The 19372-nt window shown below is 34.4% G+C and carries 16 protein-coding genes; 9 read left to right on the top strand and 7 right to left on the bottom strand.

The features are described from left to right. Together NHF50_RS08205 and NHF50_RS08200 are read right to left on the bottom strand one after the other, a co-directional pair. Positions 1-1479 (bottom strand): S41 family peptidase, encoded by a 1479-nt coding sequence (locus NHF50_RS08205; protein WP_252775714.1) that lies wholly within the window; start codon positions 1477-1479, stop codon positions 1-3. A 5-nt stretch (positions 1480-1484) separates the two neighbouring features. Next, positions 1485-2729, bottom strand: a complete 1245-nt coding sequence (locus tag NHF50_RS08200) for an efflux RND transporter periplasmic adaptor subunit (RefSeq protein WP_252775710.1) — start codon at positions 2727-2729, stop codon at positions 1485-1487. Positions 2730-2871: 142 nt separating this feature from the next. Between NHF50_RS08200 and NHF50_RS08195 the strand changes: the two genes are divergently transcribed. Beyond that, entirely contained in the window at positions 2872-4218 is a 1347-nt protein-coding gene (locus NHF50_RS08195; protein WP_252775707.1) for a sigma-54 dependent transcriptional regulator, read from the top strand. Beyond that, positions 4211-5530 (top strand): PAS domain-containing sensor histidine kinase, encoded by a 1320-nt coding sequence (locus tag NHF50_RS08190; RefSeq protein WP_252775705.1) that lies wholly within the window; start codon positions 4211-4213, stop codon positions 5528-5530. Before NHF50_RS08195 ends, NHF50_RS08190 begins: the two co-directional genes overlap by 8 nt. A gap of 150 nt (positions 5531-5680) precedes the next feature. Here the strand turns inward: NHF50_RS08190 and NHF50_RS08185 are convergent, their stop codons facing one another. From NHF50_RS08185 to trmB, 3 genes are read right to left on the bottom strand one after another with little or no spacing between them, the layout of a single operon-like run. Then, positions 5681-6010, bottom strand: a complete 330-nt coding sequence (locus tag NHF50_RS08185; protein WP_109569217.1) for an MGMT family protein — start codon at positions 6008-6010, stop codon at positions 5681-5683. Between the two features lie 2 nt (positions 6011-6012). Beyond that, a complete protein-coding gene (locus NHF50_RS08180; protein ID WP_252775703.1) occupies positions 6013-6639 on the bottom strand; it encodes a LysE family transporter in 627 nt (208 codons plus the stop codon). After that, positions 6640-7314, bottom strand: a complete 675-nt coding sequence (trmB, locus tag NHF50_RS08175) for a tRNA (guanosine(46)-N7)-methyltransferase TrmB (protein ID WP_109569215.1) — start codon at positions 7312-7314, stop codon at positions 6640-6642. 145 nt (positions 7315-7459) lie between these two features. Between trmB and NHF50_RS08170 the strand changes: the two genes are divergently transcribed. Further along, a complete protein-coding gene (locus NHF50_RS08170) occupies positions 7460-8515 on the top strand; it encodes a glycosyltransferase (RefSeq protein WP_109569214.1) in 1056 nt (351 codons plus the stop codon). Here the strand turns inward: NHF50_RS08170 and NHF50_RS08165 are convergent. Together NHF50_RS08165 and NHF50_RS08160 are read right to left on the bottom strand one after the other, a co-directional pair. Continuing rightward, a complete protein-coding gene (locus tag NHF50_RS08165; protein WP_109569213.1) occupies positions 8498-9541 on the bottom strand; it encodes a cell wall metabolism sensor histidine kinase WalK in 1044 nt (347 codons plus the stop codon). The genes NHF50_RS08170 and NHF50_RS08165 overlap by 18 nt on opposite strands. Continuing rightward, positions 9541-10224: a response regulator transcription factor gene (locus NHF50_RS08160; RefSeq protein WP_252775700.1), complete on the bottom strand. Its 684-nt coding sequence runs from the start codon at positions 10222-10224 to the stop codon at positions 9541-9543. Before NHF50_RS08160 ends, NHF50_RS08165 begins: the two co-directional genes overlap by 1 nt. Positions 10225-10406: 182 nt before the next feature. On the opposite strand from NHF50_RS08160, the gene NHF50_RS08155 reads away from it, so the two are divergent. The 6 genes from NHF50_RS08155 (at position 10407) to NHF50_RS08130 (ending at position 19293) form a co-directional block, all read left to right on the top strand. Beyond that, positions 10407-13136: a TonB-dependent receptor gene (locus NHF50_RS08155; protein WP_252775699.1), complete on the top strand. Its 2730-nt coding sequence runs from the start codon at positions 10407-10409 to the stop codon at positions 13134-13136. Positions 13137-13343: 207 nt separating this feature from the next. Then, positions 13344-14534, top strand: a complete 1191-nt coding sequence (locus NHF50_RS08150; RefSeq protein ID WP_252775697.1) for a hypothetical protein — start codon at positions 13344-13346, stop codon at positions 14532-14534. 115 nt (positions 14535-14649) lie between these two features. Continuing rightward, positions 14650-14994: a T9SS type A sorting domain-containing protein gene (locus tag NHF50_RS08145; RefSeq protein ID WP_109570638.1), complete on the top strand. Its 345-nt coding sequence runs from the start codon at positions 14650-14652 to the stop codon at positions 14992-14994. Positions 14995-15098: 104 nt separating this feature from the next. Continuing rightward, on the top strand, positions 15099-16844 hold the full coding sequence (locus NHF50_RS08140) for a T9SS type A sorting domain-containing protein (protein WP_252775696.1): 1746 nt from the start codon (positions 15099-15101) through the stop codon (positions 16842-16844). An 86-nt stretch (positions 16845-16930) separates the two neighbouring features. Continuing rightward, entirely contained in the window at positions 16931-17911 is a 981-nt protein-coding gene (locus NHF50_RS08135) for a hypothetical protein (RefSeq protein ID WP_252775693.1), read from the top strand. Positions 17912-17922: 11 nt separating this feature from the next. Continuing rightward, positions 17923-19293 (top strand): M64 family metallopeptidase, encoded by a 1371-nt coding sequence (locus NHF50_RS08130; protein ID WP_109569209.1) that lies wholly within the window; start codon positions 17923-17925, stop codon positions 19291-19293. Positions 19294-19372 lie beyond the last annotated feature (79 nt).

Genomic DNA, 19372 nt, shown 5'->3' with positions numbered 1-19372 from the left:
TTATTCGTTTTTTGATTGATGTTGCTTTATGCTCTCTTCTACAAATTTTATCCATTGGTAATCCGGTATGGATTTATCAATATAATAATCGGGCTGAATTCCTTTTTCATCAATGGTCATGTCAGGAATTCGCATACTTCTCGACAAACAGTATCCCAGCTCAAACTCATCACAGGGAGAATTTATAAAATACATATTAGATATGTCTAAGACCCCGAGTGTTGTTGTTCCGAACAATTTTACTTTTTTACTTTGCTTAGCTGCTAATAAGAATTGTTCTGTTGTACTTCCGTTACCGTTATTTATTATAATTCCCACATTTTCAGGGTAAGGATAAACGGTGTCAAATTCTTTTATACTGACTACCTTATTATCGTCATTTAAATTGACAAAGTGACCTCTCGATTTCTCTAATTCATCGTATGCGCTTTTTGCCCATTTTTTATCTTCTTCATCAAAACCATACTTAGGATCATTGATAAAATCAAGCATTCTTTTGTTGTTCAGTTCTGTTGAATAGAATTCAACTCCTACTGTGCGAATCGGGTTGGTATACAACAAAGGTAAAATTTCAGCAAAACTTCCGTCGCTTCCTCCTCCATTGTTTCTCACATCGATGATGAGGTTTTCTGTTTTCTGTATTTTGTCTTTGTTTTTAAGGATTACACTGTCAATTGCTTTTTTGTATGATGCACTAAAGGAAGGTATTCTTAAAAATAGTGTATGATCGTCTAAGGCCTCAAGGTAAGGTTCTTTTGCCTGTAATGCCCTAAAATGTTCCTTGATCTCATGATCTTCTTCAAAAAGAGGTTTTTCTCTTTTTAATAAAAATCTATTTCCGAGTTGCAGGTGATTTTTCCCTATCAGTTTCACTTCTGAAAAAGGCATCTCGGACTTATCTCTCATATAAAACACACCTTCTTTTTCTGAAAATATCAGTTTTATTTCACCTCTTTTCCAGGTTTCTGCTGTCGTTGTAATAATAAATCCTATATAAGAATCTCCTTTTTTTTGTATCCCTATAGTGTAAGGGTCTGTGAACCATATCCCTTCGTAATCGGCTTCTTTTTTAGATTGTATCTTATTTTCAAATGCTAGTATTTTCTTCTCAGCTATCGTTTCCCAATTTTCACTTACTGATTTTGTTTGAGGCTCATTATCAGAATCACCTGCCATACTCCTTTTAGGTTTTATGGCTATATGCCCCGAACGGAAAAATGTCATCCATTCGTATAACAATTTCATACATTCGACTTTGGTGGTTGCTTTCTTAATTTTCAAAAGCATTTGTTCACAATGCTTTTCATAGGCTTCTTTTCCTTTTCTGTCAACGGCATACTGGAAACCGGCATCATTTTTTTCAAAAGTATTTTTGACCCATTCATAATTTGATTCGCAATTACAATCTTGCGCCTGAACAGTTATTGCAAGCAATAAAACTATTGTGGTTAAAAATTTTGGTTTACGTAAAAAATTCATTCTGCTTATTTTTCTAAATTTAACACTTCAATCTCTTTATAATCCTGATAACCTGAAGTGATCACTTTATCTCCCGGCTTAAGTCCTTCCAATACTTCGTAATATAAAGGATTTTCTTTGCCTAATTTAATTGTTCTTCGTTCTGCCTTATTTTCTCCGGTTACTACAAATATCCATTTTCCTGAAGTTTCATTATAAAAACTACCTTTAGGCAAAACAGTTGTTTTTGTTTTTCCAGATAATACCAACCGAACTCCGAAGCTCAATCCTTGTCTCAGATCTAAGTTTTCTTGCTCCGGCAACTGTAATTCTACTTTGAATCGACCGTTTACAATTTCAGGAATAACCTTATCTACTATAACCTGAATTTTCTTACCGTTAAAATCTATACTCCCTTGCTGATCCTTTTTTATTTTACTGAGGTAAAACTCATCTACATCCGCTACTAATTTATACCCTTTCATCACATCAATTTTTCCTAAAACCTGCCCTTGAGTGTAACTCTGCCCTAAAACCGGCTCAAAAGAGGACAATCTTCCTGATAGCGGGGCTAAGACTAAAAAATTCTTTTTATTATCCCGTAAAACGGCTAAGCTCTTTTCCATGGTAGTGATAGACTGGTTCAATTGTCCTATCTGAATAGTATTGGCTTGCTTTTCTTTGGCAACACTCTGTTTAATGATATTCATACGCTCTTTCTGAAAACGAAAGTTTTCCTGTGTCTTCTCCCAATCGTTCTTGGCAAGAATTTCCTGTTCGTATAACTTTTTATCTAAATCATATTGGTTTTTAGCATCCTGATAATCATGTTCTATACCGATCAGGTCTTTAGACAAACTTAATTCCTGATTTCTCAGATCAAGCTTAGCTTTATTGAGGTTATTGATCTGCTCAATAATGGCCGTTTCCTGCTGCATGTAGTTCAATTCAGTATTCGGGTTATACAAGCGAGCCAAAGGCTGCCCTTTTTGAACAAAATCTCCGTTTTCTACAAAAATTTCCTGAACTGAACCTCCTTCTACAATATTTACTAAAATAGAATTCAAGGGTTCCGTCAAAGCCTGAAATACCATAAAATCTTCAAAATAATCATCTTGAACGGTTTTAATGGAAATCTCCCCTTTTTTTACGGTATAGCTTTTCTTTTTAGTAAAAGAGGCATACACTATGAATGTCAGGATTAAAATAATAATTCCTGCTATGGCTAGTTGCTTTTTTTTGTTATTTTTACGACTGATGATAGTGTCCATATATTGTTTTTAACTGAATATAAAGGAATTTTGTGCCAGAAACTTATATTTAACAAAAACACTGAAAACCAACATTTTACAAAGTAATTGTTTTACCCTACTGTTCATAAATGAACACTAAATGTCCGAAACCGTACAGCAGATGAAAAAGATACAAGCCAACATAGTAGTAATTGACGATCAAGAAGATATTCTTTTTGCAGCAAAAATGCTGTTGAAGAAACATTTTGAAACTATCATTACGCTTAACAATCCTAAAGACAGTATCAAAGTATTATCTGAAAACAAGATCGATGTTGTATTGTTAGACATGAATTATCGCATTGGTTACGAAGACGGAAAAGAAGGTATTTATTTTTTAAAAGAGATTTTACTCTTATCCCCTGCAACTAAAGTGGTTTTGATGACCGCTTTCGGTCATGTGGAAACCGCTGTAGAAGCCTTAAAGTTAGGTGCTTTTGATTACATCCTAAAACCCTGGGACAATTCAAAACTAGTTGAAGTTGTTAAAAAAGGAGTTACGCAAAGCAGAAAAGAAGTTAAAAGTACGGTATCCCAATCTGTAAATAATTTTTTCATCGGACAATCCAATGCCATTGTAAAAGCATACGATCTGGCGCAAAAAGTTGCCAAAACCGATGCTAACATCTTAATCTTAGGTGAAAACGGAACCGGAAAATATGTTTTGGCTCATTACATTCACCAACAATCTAACCGCAAAGATCAGGCTTTTATACATGTGGATCTTGGGTCTTTAAATGAAAACATTTTTGAGAGCGAATTGTTCGGCTATGCCAAAGGCGCCTTTACCGATGCCAAGAATGATACTGCCGGGCGATTTGAATTGGCCGAAAACGGCACGATCTTTCTGGATGAAATAGGGAATGTTCCTTTAACGTTACAGGCTAAACTATTGCAGGCAATACAAACTAAAACCATTACCCGCTTAGGAGAAGCCAAACCACGAAAACTAAACGTCCGGATTATTGCGGCTACTAACCTAGATTTAAAGACAGAAGTACAGCACAAGAATTTCAGGGAAGATCTTTTTTACCGGCTAAATACAATGCAGATCACATTACCTTCATTACGGGAACGAAGTGATGATCTAGTTGACCTTGCTAATTTCTTACTGGAAAAACTAAGCGCTAAATACGATAAGTACAACCTTCTATTTGATGAAAAAGCATTGGCACAAATTAAAAAGCATGCCTGGTTCGGAAACATCCGTGAAATGGAAAATCGAATTGAACGTGCTGTGATTCTTTGTGAAAATGAAAGTATTACAGTTGCTGATCTGGACTTAGAATCGATAGAGGTTTTTGAGACTGAAAAAGATGATATCCAACTTTCCGATATTGAAAAGATCAGTATTGAAAAAGTATTGCAAAAACATCAGTTTAACATCAGTAAGTCGGCAGAAGAGCTTGGCTTGTCAAGAGCCGCTTTATACCGAAGAATGGAAAAATACCAGATTAAAAATGATTAAACGATTTGACATTTTCATTCGTTTGCTTTTGATCTTGCTTTGTTTAGCAGGCAGTTTCTTTTTGTTTCAAAAAGAATACCATTACACTGCATTACTGTTCCTTATTATTGCTCTCGGGTTATTTTTAGAATTATTATCTTTTATCAGTTCTATCTTTGAATTTTATGACAAAACCATTTTGTCTATTCTGAACAAAGATTTTTCAGCCGATTTTAAAAGTAAAAAATACCAGGGATTCTATACTAATTTATTTGTCCTGTACGAACAATTAAAGTCTTCTCAAAAAGAGCAAATCACAAAAGACACCATTTATCATTCTATTTTTAACACCATTGAAACCGGAGTACTCATCTTAGAAAAAAAAGAATCCGATTGGCAGGTCACTTTAATGAATGATTATTTTTCTCATCATTTTAAAGCTCCTAAAGTTTCTAAATGGAGTTACCTCAACCAATATCTTCCGGCATTGTGTGAAATTATTGAAGAGCATCATTTTTCTGATTTTAAGACTCCCTTGCAAATACGTGTGGACAAACAGGATTACCAGACATTCATTTTACAAACAGCTCAAAGCAAGATCTATAACAAAGAGTATTATATTGTTTTGCTGGATTCTATTCAAAAGGTAATTGAGAAGAAAGAAAAAGAAGCCTGGATCAACCTGATGAAGGTGATTTCACACGAGTTAATGAACTCACTGACTCCTATTCATGCTTTAGCACAAAACTTACAGGAAACAACCTTGCAAGACACCCTTTCCCAAGAAGATATCAGTGACATTAAAGAAAGTGTTGGCACAATCAGCAACAGGACTCGTCATTTGCAACAGTTTGTTGAAAATTATCGCAAACTGGCGGCTTTACCTTCGCCTAAAAAGGAAAAGATTGCGCTACAAGAATTACTGAAGAACAGTCTTCAAATTATGCAGCCGCTACTTAAAAAAGAGCAAATCGCCGTCTCTAACGAAATTGGCTTTGATCGATGGATCTCGGTTGACAGGCAACAACTGGAACAAGTTCTGATCAATTTACTGACGAACAGCATTTATGCCCTTGCTGATAAAACAAACAAACAAATTACACTTTCGGGTGAAGTAAAAGAGAAAAGACTGTTCATTTACATTACCGATACCGGAAAAGGAATTGAAAAGGAAATTGAAGACAAAATCTTTTTACCGTTTTTTACCACTCGTAAAGAAGGAGCCGGAATCGGTTTAACACTTTCAAAAAATATCATTGAAGCTCACGGTGGTTACCTTACGTTTGAAAGCAATGAAAATGAGACTAAATTTACAATCTGTCTTTTGGAATAAACTGTTTTCTACTTATTGAAACTACCCAAAAGAAGAAATTCATGATCCGTATTATGTGATTTTCTCATGACGTTCGAAATGACCATTTGCACCTCTTTCGTTCAACATATTTTTTGTAGTCATTTGTTTTTTTCAAAAATCAGGAACTCATTACAGATCCGGTTCCCAAAAATGTTTGTCAAAATCTACAATTTTATTGTTCACTACTTTTATTCCTTCAGACTCTAATAGTTGCTGCATCAGATTAGTTCCTTCAAAATGATGTTTGCCGGTAAGCATTCCGTTCCGGTTTACTACTCTATGAGCCGGAACATCGTCCATACCATGGGAAGCATTCATTGCATAGCCTACCATTCTTGAAGATTGTGGCGAACCGATAGTTCTGGCAATTGCGCCATAAGAAGTTACTTTCCCGTAAGGAATCTGACGAACAATCTCGTAAACCTTTTCAAAAAAGCTTAATTCTTTTGGCTTTGCCATTTTTAAGAAAGTATTTTAACAAGAGAGGTTATAGCGACTATCCCTGTGACAATAGCTATAAAAAAATTAATATTCTTTGAAAGTAACGTTACCTTATGTTCTATTTTTTTAAAGAATACGGCATAGATATAGAAAATCGCAAAAGTTCCGATACTGGCTGCTAAAGAAAAGCTGATGATCTCAAGAATAGAGAAATGGAACAAATCTTTTGAAGCCAACATTAATCCCATTACAGCATAATACGGAACAGCAAACATGTTTAAGGATGACAACGTTACCCCGAATAAAAAGCGGTTGCGTTTGTCCTTTACTTCCACATTAATATTTTCTTTCTTTTTTGCTTTAATGCCATTATAAATGAAAAAGAACGTCAGTAAAATAAAAATAACCGTTCCAAATTTTTTCAACATTTCCGTTACATGTGGGTTGGTATCCAGAAATTTAGCAAAATAGGTTCCGACAAAGCTTTGAAAAAAAACAATTACTACTGAGCCTAAGGCAAATAGCAGCGCTTGTTTTTTGCTTTCCTCCACGCTCAAACGGGCAATGGTCATGTTCAACATTCCGGGGGCAACAATTCCTATTGCTGCAATTACAAATCCTGCTAAAAAAGCTATTACCAACTCCATCTATTTCAGTTTAAATTTAATATAGGTTATCGGTTTATTCTGTTCCAAATACTGACTTTCATAAAAAGTTTGAATTCCGGTTACTTCAGCCGGAGCGCCTTCGTTCCTGTAAATATTATGATTTGCATACAAAACCTCATGTCCTTCACCGTGTAATAGTCCCAAAGTATATCCATGCATGAATTCGCTATCGGTTTTAAGATGCATGATTCCATCCGGTTTCAATATTCTTTTATAGCGTTGCAAGAACTCTGTATTGGTCATCCTATGCTTAGTTCGCTTGTATTTAATTTGCGGGTCCGGAAAAGTGATCCATATTTCATCTACTTCATTCTCAGCAAAACAATGGTCAATCAGTTCAATTTGAGTACGAAGAAAGCCTACATTATGAATGCTATCTTCTACGGCCGTTTTTGCACCACGCCAAAAACGTGCTCCTTTTATATCGACGCCGATAAAATTTTTATCCGGAAACAATTGGGCTAAACCAACAGAATATTCTCCTTTTCCGCAACCCAATTCTAAAACAATCGGATTATCATTCTTGAAAAAGTCGGTTCTCCATTTCCCTTTATAAGGTAAATTTCCTGAAACCACCTCATCCCGAGTCGGTTGTACTACATTGTCAAATGTTTCGTTTTCTCTAAAGCGTTTTAGTTTGTTTTTACTCCCCACAAGAAAAAATTTAATTTTTTGGTAAAATTAAGGAAATATGAGAAACCACAAATTATTTTTACTTTACAACTTGAAAAAGAATACCTTTACCTGTAGTTCAGATTCATTATGAATATAGCAGCTACACAAAACTAAGTTGATTCTATTGGAAACAAAAAAGAAAATTTTAGTTGCTCCTTTAAACTGGGGATTAGGTCATGCTACCCGTTGTATACCTATCATTAAAGCACTGCAAAGTAACGGATTTGAACCGATAATCGCATCTGACGGTGTAGCCTTGTCTTTACTACAAAAAGAATTTCCTGAATTATTACATTTAGAGCTTCCTTCTTACAATATTCGCTATGCGGAAAAAGGGAAAAATTTTAAATGGAAAATGTTAGCTCAGGTTCCGCAAATTGTTTCTGCCATCCAGAACGAAAGAGACACAGTAGCCAAGTGGGTTGAAGAATATGGAATAAACGGCATTATTTCAGATAACAGATTAGGAGTACATCACAAAAGGATCCCCTCTGTTTTTATAACCCATCAATTAACCGTTTTAACCGGATCAACTTCCTGGATTACGACCAAATTACATCATTTTTATATCAAAAAATTTAATGAATGCTGGATCCCTGATGTTGCCGGAACACCAAACTTAACGGGAAAACTGGGACATTTAAGCAATACTTCTTTAAAACATTTACGTTATATAGGTCCGCTTAGTCGTTTACACAAACGAGTTGTGGAACCAAAGTATGATGTTATGGTTATTCTTTCAGGACCTGAACCACAAAGAACCTTTCTGGAAGAAAAGCTACAACTTGAATTCAAAGATTATAATAAACCGGTACTCTTTATTAAAGGTCGCATTGAAAAGGAACAATCTATTCATATAGAAAAGAACATTACGTACTATAATTTCATGAATAGTGAGCAACTGGAACTTGCTTTTAATCAAAGTGACAAAATCGTATGTCGTTCAGGTTATACTACAGTAATGGATTTAGCTCAACTGGGTAAAAAAGCTTTTTTCATCCCGACTCCCGGACAATATGAACAAGAGTATTTGGCAAAGAAATATAAAGCTGAAGGCATTGCTCCAAGTTGTAAGCAAGAAAAATTCACCGTAGATAAAATAGAAAAAATCCCCTTATACAGAGGATTACAAAATTTTTCAACGACTATTAGTTGGACTGAATTATTTCGCCTTTTCTAAGGTAAATGAAAATTCTGAGCCAACACCAAATTCACTTTCTACATAGATCTTTTCATTATGTCCTTCTATGATGTGCTTTACGATGGCCAGACCTAAACCGGAACCTCCTTCGCTTCTTGCCCCGCTTTTATCAACACGATAGAAGCGCTCAAACAATCTGGAAATATGGTGTTTTTCAATTCCTTCCCCATTATCTGTAATTCGGATAATTGCTTTATTACTCACAAGATCTTCAATACTCACCTCTGTCGTTCCTCCTTCTTTCCCGTATTTTATAGAATTTACCACTAAGTTAGTGATGACTTGTTGGATTTTTTCCTGATCAGCAATAACTTTAATCGGATGTTTATAATGAGTATCAAAGGTAAGCGTGATGTGTTTTTTAGCAGCGCGCATTTCCAGCAAATCAAAAACATTCTGAATCACTTCAATGATATTGAATTCAGAAAGATTTAAGTTCAAATCTCCTGTTTCTAATTTAGTGATCATATCTAAATCTTTCACAATATAGATCAACCTTTCAACTCCTTTTTCCGCTCGCTGTAAATATTTCTTGCGAATGTTCTTGTCATCCATAGCCCCGTCAAGTAAGGTCAGTAAATATCCCTGTACGGTAAACAAAGGCGTTTTTAGTTCATGAGAAACGTTCCCCAGAAATTCCCTTCGGTATTCTTCTCTGATCTTTAAGGTTTCAATCTCCAGTTTTTTATCACGTGCAAATTTCTGAACTTCTTTTGTCAATGTAGCCATATCTGTTGTTACTGGCTGATTGCGAAAAGAGACATTCTCTAATAATGATACATCATCATATATTTTTTTCACTCTTCTGTAAATAAAGTGCTCCACTCTGAATTGCAGTACAAAAAAGGAAAAAATAAAAAGCATTATAGCATATAATACAATATACCATAAACTCACTTTTAAAAAGTAGTAATTAAAGATGTATAATACACCAAAAGAAAATAAAGTTATGTAAGTTGAGGATTTAAGAGCGAATTTGTATGATTTCTTAAAATTAACTGTCATTAAAATTCAATTTTATAACCTACTCCTTTAATGGTCTTAAAGAAATCGTCTCCTATTTTTTCTCTTAGTTTTCTGATATGAACATCAATAGTTCTACCACCAACAACCACTTCGTTACCCCAGACTTTATCCAGAATCTCTTCGCGGGTAAAAACTTTACCCGGTTTAGTTGCTAATAAATAAAACAATTCAAATTCTTTACGGGGCAGAACTATCTCTTCATCCTGACGAATGATCTTATATTCTTCTCTGTTAATTTCTATATCCCCAACTTTAATTATATCACTTGCCTGATCTTCATTTTTAAGCCTTCTTAACAATGCCTTAACTTTACTGATAAGAACTTTAGGCTTAATAGGCTTTGCAATATAGTCATCAGCACCGGCATCAAACCCGGCTACCTGAGAATAATCTTCTGAACGGGCAGTTAAAAAAGTAATGATGGTATTTTGTAATTCAGGGAATTTCCTGATATTTTCACAAGCTTCGATACCATCCATCTCAGGCATCATAACATCCATAATAATCAAATGAGGAAGTTCTTTTCTCGCTAAGGCTATAGCTTCTTTACCGTTTGAAGCTGTAACTATTTGATATCCTTCCTGGGTTAAATTATACCCCACAATTTCTAGAATATCCGGTTCGTCATCTACCAGTAAAATCTTGATGTCTTTTTTCTTCATTTCTTGAGAATACATAATGTTACTGCTTGTAAAGGTAAAGATAATATAAAAAGTTTAATTGACTTAACAATTATTTAATCACTTTACATTTTGCTAACACCTTGAACACTATTTTATAACAAGTAGTTAACATTTCGATAATCTAACCGCCTTTCCTTTGCCCCAAAATAATAACACAACAAATGAAATTTAAATTAATATTATTACTGTCATTCTTTTCCCTATTAGGGTTCTCGCAAACCGGAACCGTTTCAGGTACTATTCTGGACAAAGAATATAATGACGAACCATTACCTTTTGCTAATGTGTCTGTTAAAGGAACAAGTAAAGGCGCCTCTACTGACGAAAACGGGAAATACACTATTAACAATTTAGAACCGGGCAACTATACTTTGGTAATCGGTTATGTAGGTTACGAAACTAAAGAAATTCCTTTTACACTAAGTGCAGGTGAGACAAAAGTTATCAACGAAACTTTAGCCGCAAGCGGTGTACAATTAAAAGATATTGTAGTTCAGGCTACTGTAAGCAAAGAAAAAGAGACCGCTCTTTTGATGGAACAACAAAAAGCTATTGAAATGAAGCAATCTATCGGCTCCCAAGAACTTTCCAGAAAAGGGATTAGCGATGTTGCTACTGCTGTAGCTAAAACTACCGGAGTTAGCAAACAAGAAGGTTCCGGAAATGTTTATGTAAGAGGTTTAGGAGATCGTTACAATTCAACATCTATCAATGGCTTACCTGTACCTTCTAATAACCCTGAAAAGAAAAACATTGATCTAGGATTATTCTCTACAGATATCGTAGAATACATTTCAATCGACAAAGTATATTCTTCAAGAATAGCGGGGGATTTTGCCGGAGGTAATATCAATATATCTTCTAAAAATTATAAAGGCAATGGTCTGTTTGAATTATCATTAGGTTCAACAATCAACACTAACGCTGTTAATCAAAATGGAGATTTCTATTTACAAGACGGGCCAAGTTATTCTGGCTTTACAAACTACGGCATTCCTTCTAACCCTTTAAATGCTTATAACTTTGAAAATAGTTTAACTCCAACAAATGAAGCACCGTTCGCGGGAAATATCGGTTTAAGAGCCGGTAAATCTTACGATATCGGAGAAGAGGGAAGATTAAGCTTGTTTGCAAATGCTAGTTTTTCAAATGGTTTTGAATACAGAGAAGGTATCAATCAAGTTCTAAGTGCTCAAGGAGCTGAAATAAAATCTTTCAATCAGAAAAGATACACTTATAAAACAAACTCTACTGGAATGTTTAATGCTAATTACAAATTAAACAACAAACATAAATTAGCTTATAACTTCCTTTTTGTAAACTCTTCTAACCAAAGCAAAGACACTTATTTCGGGTCTGACAGAGATTATGAAAACGTTGACCTTTTAGTACAACGCGGTACTTATGTTCAAAATACCTTATTTGTGAATCAACTTTTAGGAAATCACGAAGTAACAGATAAGATTGACTTTGATTGGGGAGTTTCTTACAACACAATCAAAAGTGATATGCCAGACAGAACTCAAAACAAATTAGATAGTCCTATTGGCGCTAACGAATTTTCTTTAGCTATGGCAACAACTACTGATAACCATAGATATTTCCAAAACTTAACTGAAAATGAAGCAGCCGCTAACTTAGCTTTAAGTTACAAATTCAAAGAAGATGAAGACGGAAATAACAAAGGAAAAATAACTTTAGGTTACAACGGAAGATTCAAGAAACGTGATTTTGAGGCTACTCAGTTTAATTTTCCAATATTGAGTTCTCAATTAGATATCATTCAAGACCCTAATAATCTTGATACATTTTTCAATCAAACTAATTACAGTAACGGATTATTTTCAATCACTACTTTTAACGGAACAACCAAACCACAAACATATAACGGTGAACAAAATATTCATGCTGGTTTTGGTAGTGTAGAATACAAGTTTAATGATAAATTAAGCGCTATAGTTGGTTTACGTTTTGAAAAAGTATTCCAAAGAGTAGATTGGAAAACTCAATTAGACGCAACTGGAGGTTTTAACTCTTTTGACAGAAATGAATTCTTGCCTAATGCTACCGTAAAATACGTATTAAACGACAAACAGAATTTACGCTTGGGAGCAAGTAAAACTTATACTTTACCTCAGTTCAAAGAAAGAGCACTATTTATTTACGAAGATGTTACAGAAGTTAAAATCGGGAATCCGTATTTATACCCTTCTGAAAATTATAATTTAGATCTTAAATGGGAGTTCTTCCCGAAAAATGATGAAGTAATTTCATTAGCTGCTTTTGGTAAATACATCTTAAACCCAATTAACGAAATTACATTAGCTTCATCAACAAATGACATCTCTTTCATCAACACTGGTGATTACGGTTATGTTTATGGTCTTGAAGTGGAAATAAGAAAAAATATTTTTAAAGCAGAAGACGACAAAAACAGATTATCTGCCGGATTAAACACTTCAATCATGAAAACGGAACAAGAACTTAATTCCGAAAAAGTAAGAAATGAAACAGATTACAATGTTAATCTAACAGATTCTAAAGCCGGTTTTACAGGTGCTTCAAATTTATTAATTAACGCTGATTTAACCTACAACCACAATTTTAAAAATGAGGGTAATGTAATGGGAACTTTTGCTTACTCTTATTATTCAGACAGATTATATGCTTTAGGCGTGGAACAAAAAGGAAATTTGGTTGACAAAGGTTTAGGTACTTTAGATTTTATCTTAAAAACGAAATTGAATAAAAAATTCGGAATCGATTTTTCTGCTAAAAACATCTTAAACCCTAGATTTAAAAGAGTTCAAGAAAACAGTACAGAAGACATCACTGTTCTTTCATACAAAAAAGGAGTATTCTTAAATTTAGGTGTTAATTACCAATTTTAACATTAAATAAAATATATTAAAGTCTAATAAAAAAGGATTAGTTGTAAACAACTAATCCTTTTTTATTTAACCTATTAACATTTCAGATCTGTTTACAATAAATTCACATTTACAATACAATATTTTCATAATTATATCACATTTAGTTAACTCATCTAAAAAGCTAAAAACTGAAATTTGCCTCGTAATTAATCAATAAATGACACAATGAAAAAATTAGTTAAAAATTTATTAGGAATAGCTCTTTTATCTATGGCTATATTCACAACTTCATGTTCAAATGACAGCAGCTCATCAAATGATAACACTTCTTCATTTGTATTAGTTCAAAATGATTTGAAAGGTAACATAAACGACGGAGAAGTTATCTTACAAAGTGGATTAACATACAAGCTAACTGGTAAGCTAATAGTAAACAGCGGAGCTACCTTAACTATCAAAGAAGGAGCTATCATTGAAGCTACAGACCCAACTGAAGCATCTCCTGCTATTCGCTATATTGCAGTTGCACAAGGTGGACAAATCTTTGTTGAAGGAACTTCAACTAATCCGGTGGTAATGACAGCTGACACTCACAATCCAGGAGCTTGGGGAGGTTTAGTAATTTGTGGTAAAGCACCAATCAACAAAGGAGCGACTGCATCTGCTGAAGTTTCTGATTTAACTTATGGAGGTACTATCGCTAATGACGATTCTGGTTCTATCGAATATTTAAGAATTGAATATTCAGGTTATGCTTATAACAGTGAGAAAGAATTTAACGGATTATCATTATTTGGAGTTGGTAGTAATACAACTATCGATTATGTTCAACTTTTTGACGGATCTGATGACGGAATCGAATTTTTCGGAGGTACTGTAACAGCTAACCATATGGTAGTATTAAATACTTCAACAGTAACTGTTGGTGACGACATGTTTGACTGGACTGAAGGATGGACTGGCGGAGGAAACTACTGGTATGGTAAAAGAACTAACGGTGGTAACAGAGGTATAGAAGCCGATAATAATTCAAATAATCATTTAGCTACTCCTATTGCAAATCCTACAATTAACAACTTAACATTAATCAGTAGCGGAACTAGTTCAGGAAATGAAGACCAAGCTTTCAAATTGAGAGTAGGTACTAAAGCAAACATTAACAATGTTGTTTTAGCTGGATGGACAAAAGGTTTTGATGTTCAACATGACGAAACTATCAGCTATGTAGAAGACGGAACATTAACAGTAACTAATGTTTTATTCAATAATGTTGGTACATTCGCTTCTTATAAAGATACAGCAGGAAATTCAGTTACTCCTTCTCAAGAAGTTTACACAACTAGTGCCTCTGCAACTGGTGCTGGAAATGGAGAGACTTTACCTACTTGGGCTCAAGGTTGGACTACAGGTTTCTAATAAGATATCGTTTTCAACATAAAAAAGTTAAAAATCCCTCAAAATTGAGGGATTTTTTTTTGGCATGTATTTTGTAAAAATATTTTTTGTAATTTTATACCGTAATTTTATGCCAATGACAAAAAAATACTTTTATCTTATCCTTTTTATACTTTTCTTTTCTTTGGGTTCTCAGGCTCAGGAAAACAAAAGCTATACTGACAATGGCACAAAACAAGAACAGCCTGCTATTGACGGGTTATCTATATATCCAAACCCTACTAATACCGGAAAGATTTATATCACTTCTAAATCTTCTGTAGAAAAAAGAATTGAAATTTTTAACGTTTTAGGTAAAAAAGTATTAGATGTTGTTTTGACTTCTAAAGAAGTTAATGTGAGTAGTTTAGCACCGGGCGTTTATATTATAAAAGTAAAAGAAGGTGATGCCTCAGCCACCAGAAAATTAATCATCAATTAGTTTAACAGTCTTTACTATTTATTATTAACTATTTTTTTACATTGTGTAGTTGTTAACTACCTTTATTTGTTAATATCTTTGTATCGAATTAAATTCTTATAAAAATGAAAAAACTTTACTTGTTATCTATTTTATTCATTTCAACTTTGTCTTTCGGACAAGCTACTGAATTATATTTCAGCATGTATGGCGAAGGCTCATCTAGTAATAAATTTTTAGAAATTTATAACGGGACAGGTTCAAATGTAGATTTAGGTGATTATTCCGTTGAACTTTATTCAAATGGAGCCTCAACAGCGACTAACACTCAAACTTTTACTGCTGGTACAATATTAAATGCAGGTGATGTTTATGTTTTATACAATAGTAGTTCAAATGCTACTATAGTAAGTGCAGGTGATGCCTCTTCTTCAACATGTAATTTCAATGGCGATGATGCCGTCGCTTTATTAAAATTAGGATCAGTAATTGACGTTATTGGTGAAATTGGAGTTGACCCAGGCTCTTCTTGGAATGTAGGTAGTACTACTGGAGGAACTGTAAACCACACTTTAGTAAGAAAATCATCCATTTGTAGTCCTAATGCCACTCCTCTAGGTTCGTTTGGAACCGATGATGCCACATCAGAATGGGATGTTTTTGCCAGTGATGCCGAATGGGGACAAATTGGAACACACAATGGTTGTTCTACTTCTCCATCTTTAGTAATTTCTTCTCCAACTGACGGAACAATATACAGTCCTTTAACTACTTCAGTAGATGTAACTCTTTCTATTTCAAACTTTGTAGTAGCTAATGGAACTGGTGATGGACATATCCACTATACAATTAATGGTGGCTCAACTATAATGAAATATGACACAACTCCTATTAATGTTACTGTTTCTACCGGTAACTCATACACAGTTTATGTTGAATTAGTTGACAACTCTCACACTCCAATTTCACCAGCTGTTAATGCTACTGTTACTTTTTCTGTAGCCTCGTTCATAGCAGTTACTGATTTAGCAGCAATGAGAGCTGATGTTATTGCAAATGGAGTAGGAAGCTATTATCAAATTTCTTCTAATCCGGTTATCTCTTATTCAAGAAGCAGCAGAAACCAAAAATATATTCAAGACACCTCTGCCGGAGTTTTAATTGACGACAATGACGGTATTATGCCTTACAATGACGGAACAGGTTCCGGACCGGTTCAGGGCGATGCTTTATCCGGATTACAAGGATATACTGTTGACTATAACGGGGTTCTTGAATTTATTCCTATAGCTACAGCTACAGTTGCTTCTTCAGGAAACAGCATTACACCACAAGTTGTTACTGCATCTGACATTACAAGTAATATTGAGGCTTATGAAAGTGAATTAGTTCAGATCAACTCTGCTACTTTTGCAGATGGCGACGGTACTGCTACTTTTGCTTCAGGTGCTAACTATATCGCTAATGACGGTACAGATATTACTTTCAGAACAATCTTCTCTGAGGCTAATTACATCGGAACTGTTATACCTACTACTCCGCAAACACTTGTTGTTTTAGTAGCAGAATATAACGGAACAGCCCAGGTTGTTGCAAGAGACTTGGCTGATATGCCACTTGAAACTAGATCTTTCGATGCTGTTGATGGCCTAACAATGTATCCTAATCCTGTTTCAGGAGGTACTCTATACATCAATACTTCTGCTAATACTTCAAAACAAGTACAAGTATACGATGTTCTAGGAAAGCAAGTTATCAACGCTACAGTTTCAAACAACACTTTAAACGTTGCTAACTTAAATTCAGGTATTTACATTGTAAAGATCACTGAAGAAGGAAAAACAGCTACCAGAAAATTGATCGTAAGATAATTTTTTAAATATCACAAAATAAGGAAAAGCCGTTAACAATGCTAACGGCTTTTTTTTATTACCTTTATGTAAGTAAATTCGTTCTTATGAAAACAACACACACTTATTATCTAGCAGTTGTTATCTTAATTTTTTTTCATCAACTCCTAGATGCTCAAACAACTGAAGCTACTAACACTATAAGCAACGCTAATAGTTATTTAGGTACAGCTAACGATTATGACATTCTCTTCAAGAGAAATGGTATTGAAACTGGTAAAATAACAACAAATTCTATCAGTTTAGGCAAAAACTCAAATGCTCAAAATTATTCTACATCAATCGGATACCAATCTGGTTCAAATTCAAGCACAAATGCTACTAATAATGTATTTATAGGAGCATCCGCGGGGCTTTTTAATTTTACAGGAAGAAATAATACATTTATTGGCTCATTTGCCGGGTCTACAAATGTTACCGGCTATGAAAATGTTTACATAGGCATAAATGCCGGTCCTGATGATGCAGACGATGCACATGGCAATGTATTTATAGGAGCCTACTCCGGATTCAATGAAACTGGTTCTAACAAATTATACATATCAAATTCTGATACCAATTTACCATTAATCTGGGGTGATTTTGCTGAGGAGCAATTAAAATTCAATGGTAAAGTCGGCATCGGATATGGTTTTGGCAATTACCCGACAACTACCGGCACGGCAGATGTTTCCACCTACAACCTTTTTGTGAACGGAGGTATCCTCACAGAAGAAGTTCGGGTTACATTACAAAGTACTTGGGCTGATTATGTCTTTAAAGAAGGTTATAAATTACCCTCTTTAGAAGAAGTGGAAAAGCACATTCAAGAAAAAGGTCATTTAATAAATGTTCCCAGCGCCGAAGAGATAGAAACAAACGGTATTGAATTAGGCGAAATGACTAAAATTCAACAAGAAAAAATTGAAGAACTTACTTTGTATCTTATCGAACAAAAAAAAGTTAACGAAGAGCAAGAAAAGGAAATTAAAGAATTAAAGAACCTCGTTCAGTCCTTATTACAGAAAGTGCAAGATTCCAACGAATAAAGCCTAAGAATATGAAAAATATCGCACTTATATTCCTTATGCTTTTTCTAACAAAAGTGAACAGCCAGGTTACACTGGAAACCTTTTATGAAACGAGCGATTCTCAGATAAACATCTTTATCGTTTCTCAGGGCTATGACAATGCTCACATGAGTGAATTCAACTCTTTTGTTAACGGTTTACTGAATAAACTTTGGTCTACAGTTCCTTTTAATGAATTTCAAAGCAATTTCAGAATAATATTGGTCAGAGACATAGCTACCACAAATGGTTTCCCAAGAGCCTTTAATCAATTTGACCCTCCTACATTATGTAGCGGTGGTAGTGTTAGCGGTGCAGAAGATTATGATACATTTAAAACCAGAATGGATAATCTGATTACTAACTACATTCCCGACTATGATGATAAATCATACCTCATAGCTGTTTTTAATAATGATTATTATACCGGTGGTGGTGGAGAATATGTTTTTGCAACAGAAAACTGCTACGGTTCTTATATGTATAATGTGATCATACACGAGTTCGGACATTCCTTCGGACTTTTAGGTGATGAATATGGTCCGACTACAGCTAGTGTAGACCCAAATGATTTTCCTCTTTTTCACAACAGGAATATTACCAATCTCTCTACACCTGAGGACATTCCCTGGAAATACCTCATCGCTCCGTCAACACCGATCCCGACATGTTCGTATGGCTCAAGCTGTTTCTATACAGTAACCGGCTTATATGAAAGCGCAAATTATACTAACATAGGTTGGTACAGACCCAAAAATAATTGTAAGATGAGAACTGTAACCCAATCCTTTTGTCCTACATGCCGGGATTTATTAAGAGAAACGATCATTAAACATTTATGCCCGACCAACTCAACTATTTCGGAAGATTTTATAAGCAGACACCAATATTTGATGCATTGGAGAAAAGCCAGTGAAAGCTTATCTTCAACCTCCACGATCGGAAATAAAATCAGCGTCACTTTTTTATCTCAGAATGAAATCTTGTTAACGCCCGGTTTTGAAGCTGTTAATGGAAGTGATTTCGCCGCTAAAGTTGGAGATTGTAGCTCTATTGACCTTCAAAACGAATATAAGATCCAACATAAAAAATTCCGCACGATCGAACAAGCTCCTGAAAATACTATTTCAGATTTACAAACGGAAATATATCCTAATCCATTTTCGGGCAATACATTATTCTTTAAAACAACCACTAATAGCTCCAAACAAATCCTAATATATGACATGTTAGGTAAACCAATCATTAACACCACTACTGAAAACAATTTCATAAATGTGACTAATCTGGCTTCCGGAGTTTATCTTGTAAAGATCATTGAAGCAGAAAAAACGGCTACCAAAAAATTAATAGTGGAATAATTTCCTTTTAAAAATACAGTATAAAAAAACGCCAACTAAAAGTTGGTGCTTTTTTATTTCATAGCTTTGCAAAAAAAAT

Source organism: Flavobacterium sp. NRK F10 (genome assembly GCF_024054235.1).
Taxonomy (GTDB): Bacteria; Bacteroidota; Bacteroidia; order Flavobacteriales; family Flavobacteriaceae; genus Flavobacterium; species Flavobacterium sediminis.
This window is presented reverse-complemented; position numbering and strand designations above follow the sequence as displayed.